The sequence below is a fragment of the Amycolatopsis sp. NPDC051716 genome, assembly GCF_040681595.1.
Lineage (GTDB): Bacteria > Actinomycetota > Actinomycetes > Mycobacteriales > Pseudonocardiaceae > Amycolatopsis.
This window is the reverse complement of the sequence record NZ_JBFAZA010000002.1, coordinates 20,689-29,439: the sequence shown is the minus strand read 5'-3', so window position 1 is coordinate 29,439 and position 8,751 is coordinate 20,689. Positions and strand designations below refer to the sequence as shown.

Sequence of the window (8,751 nt, the reverse complement as noted above, 5' to 3'; positions counted from 1 at the left end):
GCGAATGACTCATTCGGGACGTCGGAGGTCCCGAATGAGTCATTCGCGACCTTCGCGCGAACCCGGCGGCCGAGGTTCCGCGCACGTGTGGCCGGCCGAAACTGTCGGACCCTCGCGGTAACGTAAAAGCAGGGGTCCCCCGGGCGGGGACCTCTGCGAGCGCGGCGCGGGGTGCCGAAAACCTCAGGTCATCGAGAACATCGAGCCCGGGTTGAACAGGTTCTCCGGGTCCAGCGCCCGCTTGATCTGCTGGTGCACCCGCAGCCCCACCGGCCCGATCTCCCGGGCCAGCCACTCGCGCTTGATCTTCCCCACCCCGTGCTCGCCGGTCACCGTGCCGCCCAGGGCCAGCCCCACCTCGAGGATCTCGTCGAACGCGCGCTGGGCCCGCTCGAACTCATCCGGGTCGTCCGGCTGGTAGACGATCGTCGGGTGCATGTTGCCGTCGCCGGCGTGGCCGACCACCGCGATGCGCAGGCCCACCTCGGAACTGATCTTCTCGCAGCCGCGGATCAGCTCCGCGATCCGCGTCCGCGGCACGCAGACGTCGTCGGTCAGCCACAGCCCGTACGTCTCCAGGGCCGTGAGCACCACGCGGCGGGCGTGCAGGAGCATCCGGCCCTCCTCCAGGTCCTCCGTGGTGTACGCCAGGTCCGCGCCGCAGTCCAGGCAGATCTGCTCGAGCGCCGCCAGCTCGCGGCGGGCCACCTCGCCGCCCGCGTCCGACTGGCCGATCAACAGCGCCTGGCAGTCCGACCCCGCGCCCAGGTCGGTCTTCAGGTACGCCTCCGACGCCTTGATCGAGGACGCGTCCATGATCTCCAGCAACGACGGCACGAGACCTTCGCGCACCACCCGGGCGACGGCCTCCCCCGCCGCTTCGGTGGTGCTGAAGCCCGCGACCAGCGTCGCCGGGGCCTGGGGCAGGGGCTTGAGCTGGACCGTGGCCTGGGTGATCACGCCGAGCGTGCCTTCGCTGCCCACGAACAGCCGCGCCAGGTCGTAGCCGGCGACGCCCTTCACCGTGCGGCGGCCGGTCTTCAGCAGCGATCCGTCGGCCAGGACGACCTCCAGGCCGAGCACCGAGTCCGTCGTCACGCCGTACTTCACGCAGCAGAGGCCGCCGGCGTTGGTGGACAGGTTGCCGCCGATCGTGCACCAGTCGTAGCTGGACGGGTCCGGTGGGTAGAACAGGCCGTGCTTCTCCACGGCGTTGCGGAAGTCCAGGTTGACCACGCCCGGCTGCACGACCGCGAGCCGGTTGCCCGCGTCGATCTCGACGATCTCGTTCAGCTTGGTCAGCGACAGCGTGACGCAGCCGTCGATCGCGTTCGCGGCGCCCGACAGGCCACTGCCCGCGCCGCGCGGCACGATCGGCACCTTGGCCTCGGCGCACGCCTTCACGACGGCCTGCACCTCCGCCGCGTTCGCGGGCAGGACGACGGCCAGCGGCGTGCCCGAGGGCGCCAGCGGCATCATGTCGCGCGCATAGGAAGCCGTGACGTCGGAGTCGGTGAGCACGGCGCCCTTGCCGAGCAGGTCCCGGAGCCGGGTGACCAAAGCTTCGTTGCTCATGGCCTCATCGTAAGCCCGGACAGTCCGCAGTGCGGAAATCTTCTTTCGAAACCAGCCGAAACGGAGCAGCGGGTCAGCGGACCAGGCCCAGCAGCTTCTCGACGTGGACGGTCAGCAGCACCCGCTGGTCGGTGACCATCGCCGCGCGGTACTCGGCCCAGTCCGGGTGCTCGCCCGCCGCGCGCCGGTAGTAGTCGACCAGCGCTTCCACCGTGTCGTCGTCGGGTGCGGCGGCCGGCGCCGTGAGCGAAGCGCGCCCCTCGACGACGACGTAGCTCCAGCCGTCCTCGCTGCCCACGTGGAAGGTCACCCGCGGGTCCCGGCGCATGTTCTTCGTCTTCGCCCGCGTCTCGGTGATCGACGCGATCACCGTCGCCGATTCCGGGTCATGGAGGTAGGTGATGGTGGACAGCTGCGGCCGGCCGTCGCGGCGGATCGTGGCGAGGACGCCGTGGCGGTGAGCGGCGAGAAAGTCCTGCAACGCTGTGTCGTCAGTCATACCCCTTCTCAACCCGCGAAGGGCGGCGTTGTTCCGGCGGCAACCCGGGAGAAATCTGCTTGCATACGACAACTAAAGTGTGTTCTGCCACATCACGAGGTACTCCGCTTGCATAACCGCTAGTGAAGGCACATCCTTGCCTGAGGCAACTAGTTGCAGCCGCCAACCAACGCCGTGAAGGATGACCATGGCACCGAACAACGCCGCCACCCGGCCCACGGCCGAGCTGGATCTCGCCGACCAGCTCGGGCACGAGCTCGTGCGCCTGGTCCGGCTGATCAACAAGGCGAAGTCGCAGGTCTCCAAGCAGGGTCCGGACGGCATCGAGCGGGCGGCGTACGCGATCCTCTTCACCCTCATCCACGAGGGCCCGCAGCGCACCAGCAAGCTGGCCGAGTCGCTCCACTCCGAGATCTCCACGATCAGCCGGCAGTCGAGCTCGCTCGTGCAACACGGGCTGGTCGAGCGCCAGGCCGACCCGGAAGACGGGCGCGCCTGCCTGCTCGCGCCGACGACCGAGGGCATGCGGGTGTTCGAAGAGAACCGCAAGAACCGCAACCAATGGCTGGCCGAGGTGCTCGGGGACTGGACCGACGGGGAGATCCAGACCCTGAACCGCCTGTTCGGCCGGCTCAACACAGGTATCGAGAACCACTCTCCACAGCTGGCCGACGCGCACGCGTCCGCCAGTGCACCGGCCAAGGGGGCCAACGCATGAGCACCACCGTCGAACAACCAGTCGTGGCGAAAGAACCACCACGGCTGAGCCACCGCCAGATCGTCACGATCCTGAGCGGCCTGATGTGCGGCATGTTCCTCGCCGCGCTCGACCAGACGATCGTCGGCACGTCGATCGTCAAGATCGCCAACGACCTGCACGGCTTCGACCTGCAGGCCTGGGCGACCACGGCGTACCTGATCACCTCGACGATCGTCACGCCGATCTACGGCAAGCTGTCGGACATCTACGGCCGCAAGCCGTTCTACCTGGCCGCGATCACGATCTTCGTCGCCGGTTCGCTGGCCTCGGCCTTCGCGCAGTCGATGTACCAGCTGGCCGCGTTCCGCGCGGTGCAGGGCCTCGGCGCCGGCGGTCTGATGTCGCTGGCCATGACCATCCTCGGCGACATCGTGCCGCCACGGGAACGGGCCAAGTACCAGGGCTACATCCTCGCGGTGTTCGGCCTGTCCACCGTGCTGGGCCCGGTGCTGGGCGGCTTCTTCGCCGGCATCGAGCACGCCGGCAGCATCTTCGGCTACGACATCCACGGCTGGCGCTGGGTCTTCCTGATCAACGTCCCGATCGGCATCCTCGCGCTGTTCGTCGTCGCCCGGGTGCTGAACGTGCCGCACATCCCGCAGAAGCACAAGATCGACTGGTGGGGCGCCCTCGCTCTGGTCGTCGCGGTCGTGCCGTTCCTGATCGTCGCCGAGCAGGGCCAGAAGTGGGGCTGGGGCGACGGCAAGTCGATCCTCTGCTACGTCGTCGGCGGCGTCGGCGTGATCGCGTTCATCGCGGTCGAACGGTGGATGAAGGACGCCGCACTGATCCCGCTGCGGCTGTTCAAGAACTCGACGTTCACCGTGGCGATCATCGGCGGTGTCATCGTCGGTGTCGCGATGTTCGGTGCGATCACCATGATCCCGCAGTTCATGCAGGTCGTGCAGGGCTACACGCCGACCGAATCCGGGCTGCTGATGCTGCCGCTGATGGCGGGCATCATGACCAGCTCGATCGTCTCCGGGCGGATCACCGGCAAGACCGGTCGCTACAAGGTCTTCCCGATCGTGGGCACCCTGATGATCGCCGCCGGTGCGTTCTTCTTCGCGCAGGTCGAATACGACTCGCCGGTGTGGCACCCGCTGGTCGCGGCCGCCATCATCGGCCTCGGCCTCGGCCAGTGCATGCAGACGCTGATCATCGCGGTGCAGAACGCGGGCCCGCGCAGTGACATGGGCGTCTCGACCGCGTCGGCGACGTTCTTCCGCCAGATCGGTGGTACCGCCGGTGTCGCGATCTTCCTGACGGTCCTGTTCAACACGCTGATGCCGAACATCACGAAGGCGTTCGGCGGGCAGCTGCCGGCCGGCGCCGGCGCGAGCGTCGGCAACCTGTCCGAGAACACCAGCGTGATCCAGTCCCTGCCGGAGGCGATCAAGACGCCGATCCTGATCGGCTTCACCGACTCGATCACCACGGTGTTCTACATCGCCGGTGCGGTGGCCCTGCTGGCCACGGTGGTCCTCCTGTTCATGAAGGAGATCCCGCTGACCAACGCGGCCCCGGCCGCGGCGGCCATGGAGGGCGGCGAGGCGCTGCTCGAGGAGGACGACTTCGCGGACGCGCCGACCGAGATCGTCGAGCCGGTGCGCCCGGTCGACCGCGAACCCGCTCTCGTGGGCGGCGGGAAGCACGCGCTGAGCACCAACGGGCACGGTGACTACCAGGCCGTTTCCGGCGCGCTGCCGATGCCGATCACGAACTCCGTCGCGGACTCCGAGGTCGACACCCCGGTCGGCGCGGGTGGCCTGCCGGTGACCGGTCACGTCCGGCGCCAGGACGGCAGCCACGTCTCCGGCGCGGCGTTGACCCTGATCGACCAGCGCGGCCGCCAGGTCGCGCGGGCCACCGGGGCCCCCGACGGCAGCTACTCGGTGCCCAGCCAGGGCCCGGGCGCGTACGTGCTCATCGTGTCGGCGCACGGCCACCAGCCCCAGGCCTCCAGCGTCGTGATCAGCAACGGGCCGGCGACGGTCGACGTCACGCTCACCGGGTCCGGCGAGCTGACCGGCACCGTGCGGGCAGCCTCGACCGGCCAGCCGCTGCCGAACGTGACGGTGACCCTGACCGACGGCCGCGGCGAGGTGAACGGCGCGTTCATCACGACCGCGGACGGCACCTACGCCTTCGTCGGGGTCGGCGCCGGGGCGTACACCCTGGTCGCCAGCGGCGCGGGCTACCGGCCCTTCGCGGTGACCCTGACCGTGCCCGACAGCGGCGTCCTGCGCCACGACGTCGAGCTCGCCAGCTCGGTGCTGCTCGCCGGCACCGCGCGCACCGAGGGTGACCGGGTGGTCCCGGACGCGCGGATCACCGTGCTCGACGCCGAAGGCAACGTGGCGGCGGTCGCGCGGACCGACGGCGAAGGCCGGTACGTGGTCAGCGACCTGCCCGCGGGCGCGTACACCGTGGTCGCGAGCGGCTACCCGCCGGCGACCAGCCAGGTGGAGCTGACCGGCGGCGAAGCGGACCACGACGTCCGGCTGAGCTACGACCAGGCCCTCGACGAGTTGGTCGACCGCTCATGACCGGCTTGCGCGCGACCTTCCGCACGGCCGAGGGCTGGGCGGTGGAGCACGCGGTGCTCACCGTCACCGACCCGGCCGGGCGGCAGGTCGCCCGGCAGGCGGCCGACGTCCGCGGCGAAGTCGTCACCGACGCGCTGCCGCCGGGTGTGTACACGGCCGTCGTCACGGGGGCCGGGTACACCCCGGTCGCGCGGACGGCCCAGATCGCCTCGGACGGCAGCGGCTCGCTCGGCGACGTCGTGCTGGCCCCGGTCGCCGAGGCGATCGAGCTGCCGCCCGCCGGGCCGTGGGTGATCGACCCGATGCACACGTCGGTGGTCGCGACCGCGCGGCACCTGGGCATCGCGAGCATCAAGGCGCGGTGCCCGGACGTCTCCGGCCGGATCGAGATCGGCCGCCCGGCCGAGCGGTCGTCGGTGCACGCCGAGATCAAGGCGGCGAGCATCGACACCGGCATCCGGATGCGGGACGACCACCTGCGCTCGCCGGACTTCCTCGACGTCGACGTGCACCCGGTGATCACCTTCACCAGCACGGGACTGCGCCAGCGCGGCGCGGACTCGTGGACGCTGCTGGGTGAGCTGACGCTGCACGGCGAGCGCCGCGAGGTCGAGCTCGAGCTGACCTACGGCGGCTGGGGCCCGGACCCGTGGGGCGGCGTGCGCGTCGCGTTCCACGCCGAGACGACGCTGCACCGGAACGACTTCGCGATCAACTACAGCGCGATGGTCCGCGCCGGCGTCGCGGCGGTCGGCACGACGGTGAAGATCGAGTTGGACGTCGAAGCTGTGCAGGGCGAAACCTTGCCGCAGTTCTGAAGCACGCTCCTCCGGAGGCCCTCTCACCGCTGGTGAGGGGGCCTTCACCGTTGGTGAGAGCCGAATCTTCGGGCGAGTTCGATTTGCCCGTTCGCCGTGGCCCGTTCACCCGGGCCACGTAGGCTCGCGGTGTGAACGTCGTGAGCATCGAGGCCGCGGGCGTCGGCGTGAGCTGGCTGGACACCGCCGGACCGCTGCTCGTCTGGGTGATCGTGCTGAGCTTCGTGCTGGTCGAATGCGCGCTGATCGTCGGGCTGTTCCTGCCCGGCGACTCGCTCCTGTTCGGGGCGGGCGTGGTGCTCGCGCAGCACGGTTCGGACGCCAACGCGTGGTTCCTGTCGGGCGCCGCGCTGATCGTCGCCGTCCTGGGCAACCAGATCGGCTACTACATCGGCCGCAAGAGCGGGACGAAGCTGATCGCCCGCCGCGACGGCAAGGTGCTGAACCGCCACAACCTCGAGCGCGCGCAACGGTTCCTGGACCGCCGGGGTTTCTTCGCGATCGTGGCGGCCCGCTGGATCCCGTGGATCCGCACGCTGGCCCCGCTGATCGCGGGCGCCGCCCGGATGGACAAGCGCCGGTTCCTGGTGGCGACGACGTTGGGCGGGCTGCTCTGGGTGCCGACGCTGGTGCTGCTCGGCTACTACGGCGCCGGCCTGCTCGACGCGCTGCCGTGGCTGAAGACGGCGGCGCTGTGGGTCAGCATCGCGTTCTTCGTGTTCGGCACCGGGTACGGCGTGCTGCGCTACCGCCAGGAGATGCGCCGCCCGGTGGACGCGCCGGACGACAGCAACGCCCGCGCCTGAGCAATCTTGCGGGGGTCCGGGTGGCGGAGCCCCCGGCCCGGGGCGAAGCCCCGGATGTCACAGCAGTCTTGCGAGGGATGTCACAACCTTCAGAGCTGCGGGTCGGTCCAGATTTCGAGCTGGATGCCGTCGGGATCGCGGAACACGATCACGCGCGAGCCTTCGAAGGTGCGTGACGGCGCGACCGGCGTGTACGAGACGCCGAACTCCTGCAGCCGGCTCTCCCATTCGGCCAGCTCGGCGGCCGAGTGCACCCGGAAGGCGACGTGGTCCAGGCCGGTCCGGCGTTCGTCGAACCCGCGCCGCCCGGTGTCCGCGTGCTGCACCAGGACCACCGAGAACTCGTCCCCGGCGGACCGCAGCACGACCTTGCGCAGCCCCGTGTCCGGTTCTTCGCGCCGGGTGACCTCTTCGAGGTCGAGAACACGCACGTACCAGGGCACACTGCGGTCCACGTCGGTCACGGTGAGCGCCAGGTGGTGCACGGACATGAGTTTGGCCATGGCTTCCGAAGCCGTCCTTTCTGGTGGCGGCTTCCCCAGAGTTGCACAGCGTTCGATCGCCGAAACCGAGGTGACCAAGTTCCCGGTCCGATCGTGATCTCGCCGTCTCCGGCCGTCTCAGCAGGCGGACGGGACCTACCGGCGGTCACACCCGTCTTACGGATGGTGACCGCCGGTGACACTCACTGGCTGAGCAGCCGCATCCGGTCCTCCTCGTGGATGCGCTTGGTCGTCACCCGGTCCGGGTAGCAGCGGGTGAACATGTTCGTGAAGTGCGTGCCGTAGTGGATGCCCTCGTCGCCGCCGGCCAGCGGGCGGACGGTGACACCGAACGACGGCTCGTGGAAGTACGCCAGCGTGTACCGCTCCCGGTCCGCGAGCCGCACCTTGTGCGGCGTCGACAGGAGCCGGCCGCCGGTGAGGAACTGCATGATGTCGCCGGGGAAGACGGTGAACACCGCCGGCTCGGGTTCGACGAAGTGCCACGGCTCGTCGTCCTGGTACATCCCGGCCGTGCTCTCTTCCGGAAGCCAGTTGCGGCGACGCGGTTCCCCGGGCACCGGCGGCCGGATGAAGAGCCCGCCGACGTCGTCCTGCGCGGCGATGACGAGCAGGCCGTAGTCGGTGTGCGCGCCGATCCCGCGTTCGGTGGTCGTGGACCGGGCCGGGAACCGCAGCACGCGCATGTGGTGCCAGCCGTCCCGGGTGAGCCGGGTCAGCGTGTCGATCTCCACGCCCAGCCCGAGCGCGACGAGTTTCAGGAGCTTCTCGCCGATTTCGCCGACCTCGCGGAGGTGGGCCTCCATCGCCGTCCGGTAGCCCTCGTCCGGCCACGGGACCGGTCCGTGGCACGGCCGGCCTTCGGTGACGCGGGTGTCGGTGAGCGGGATGTCCGGGCACACCGTGAAGATCTCGGAATAGTCGGCCTCGCCCGCGGTCACTTCTTCGCCGGAGGCGATATAGCCGCTGTAGGTCAGGTCGCTGACGAGTTTTGCTTTCTCCGGCAGGGATCTCGCGAAGAACCGCCGGCTCGCGGCGAGTGCTTCGCCGGTGATGCGGTCCTGCTCGGCGGTGGCGGCGACCTGGAAGATTCCGTCGTCCTCCCAGGTCCGGACCAGTTGCTTACCCAGTATCCGATCGACTGTCGTCCCACCCACCGAAACGGGCAGCTCGAATGTTCGCATTGTTGTTCACCTTTCGCGCGGTTCCGGGAACGCTCACCACACGAAAGCCGGGAAATG

General features: G+C 69.6%; 8 protein-coding genes. 4 read left to right on the top strand and 4 right to left on the bottom strand.

The window, feature by feature from the left end; genetic code table 11:
- Nucleotides 1-183 precede the first annotated feature (183 nt).
- Both AB0M30_RS02260 and AB0M30_RS02255 read right to left on the bottom strand, forming a co-directional pair.
- Nucleotides 184-1,575, bottom strand: coding sequence for an FAD-linked oxidase C-terminal domain-containing protein (locus tag AB0M30_RS02260; RefSeq protein WP_364578828.1), 1,392 nt, complete (start codon nt 1,573-1,575; stop codon nt 184-186).
- Between the two features lie 73 nt (nt 1,576-1,648).
- Nucleotides 1,649-2,074, bottom strand: a complete 426-nt coding sequence (locus AB0M30_RS02255; RefSeq protein ID WP_364578826.1) for a PPOX class F420-dependent oxidoreductase — start codon at nt 2,072-2,074, stop codon at nt 1,649-1,651.
- A gap of 187 nt (nt 2,075-2,261) precedes the next feature.
- Between AB0M30_RS02255 and AB0M30_RS02250 the strand changes: the two genes are divergently transcribed.
- The 4 genes from AB0M30_RS02250 (at nt 2,262) to AB0M30_RS02235 (ending at nt 7,007) form a co-directional block, all read left to right on the top strand.
- Complete coding sequence (locus tag AB0M30_RS02250; RefSeq protein WP_364578824.1) at nt 2,262-2,792, top strand: MarR family transcriptional regulator; 531 nt, start codon at nt 2,262-2,264, stop codon at nt 2,790-2,792.
- Nucleotides 2,789-5,383 (top strand): MFS transporter, encoded by a 2,595-nt coding sequence (locus AB0M30_RS02245; protein WP_364578823.1) that lies wholly within the window; start codon nt 2,789-2,791, stop codon nt 5,381-5,383. Before AB0M30_RS02250 ends, AB0M30_RS02245 begins: the two co-directional genes overlap by 4 nt.
- Entirely contained in the window at nt 5,380-6,201 is an 822-nt protein-coding gene (locus AB0M30_RS02240; RefSeq protein WP_364578821.1) for a YceI family protein, read from the top strand. Before AB0M30_RS02245 ends, AB0M30_RS02240 begins: the two co-directional genes overlap by 4 nt.
- Before the next feature lie 131 nt (nt 6,202-6,332).
- A complete protein-coding gene (locus AB0M30_RS02235; protein WP_103337981.1) occupies nt 6,333-7,007 on the top strand; it encodes a DedA family protein in 675 nt (224 codons plus the stop codon).
- Nucleotides 7,008-7,096: 89 nt separating this feature from the next.
- Here the strand turns inward: AB0M30_RS02235 and AB0M30_RS02230 are convergent, their stop codons facing one another.
- Together AB0M30_RS02230 and AB0M30_RS02225 are read right to left on the bottom strand one after the other, a co-directional pair.
- Entirely contained in the window at nt 7,097-7,510 is a 414-nt protein-coding gene (locus AB0M30_RS02230; RefSeq protein WP_013230839.1) for a VOC family protein, read from the bottom strand.
- 182 nt (nt 7,511-7,692) lie between these two features.
- Nucleotides 7,693-8,694: a 2OG-Fe(II) oxygenase family protein gene (locus AB0M30_RS02225; RefSeq protein ID WP_364578818.1), complete on the bottom strand. Its 1,002-nt coding sequence runs from the start codon at nt 8,692-8,694 to the stop codon at nt 7,693-7,695.
- Between the last annotated feature and the right edge of the window lie 57 nt (nt 8,695-8,751).

What these genes read in the sequence shown, in the direction of transcription:
- AB0M30_RS02260 (WP_364578828.1), bottom strand. Translation starts at nt 1,575, where the DNA reads ATGAGCAACGAAGCTTTGGTCACCCGGCTCCGGGACCTGCTCGGCAAG.
- AB0M30_RS02255 (WP_364578826.1), bottom strand. Translation starts at nt 2,074, where the DNA reads ATGACTGACGACACAGCGTTGCAGGACTTTCTCGCCGCTCACCGCCAC.
- AB0M30_RS02250 (WP_364578824.1), top strand. Translation starts at nt 2,262, where the DNA reads ATGGCACCGAACAACGCCGCCACCCGGCCCACGGCCGAGCTGGATCTC.
- AB0M30_RS02245 (WP_364578823.1), top strand. Translation starts at nt 2,789, where the DNA reads ATGAGCACCACCGTCGAACAACCAGTCGTGGCGAAAGAACCACCACGG.
- AB0M30_RS02240 (WP_364578821.1), top strand. Translation starts at nt 5,380, where the DNA reads ATGACCGGCTTGCGCGCGACCTTCCGCACGGCCGAGGGCTGGGCGGTG.
- AB0M30_RS02230 (WP_013230839.1), bottom strand. Translation starts at nt 7,510, where the DNA reads ATGGCCAAACTCATGTCCGTGCACCACCTGGCGCTCACCGTGACCGAC.
- AB0M30_RS02225 (WP_364578818.1), bottom strand. Translation starts at nt 8,694, where the DNA reads ATGCGAACATTCGAGCTGCCCGTTTCGGTGGGTGGGACGACAGTCGAT.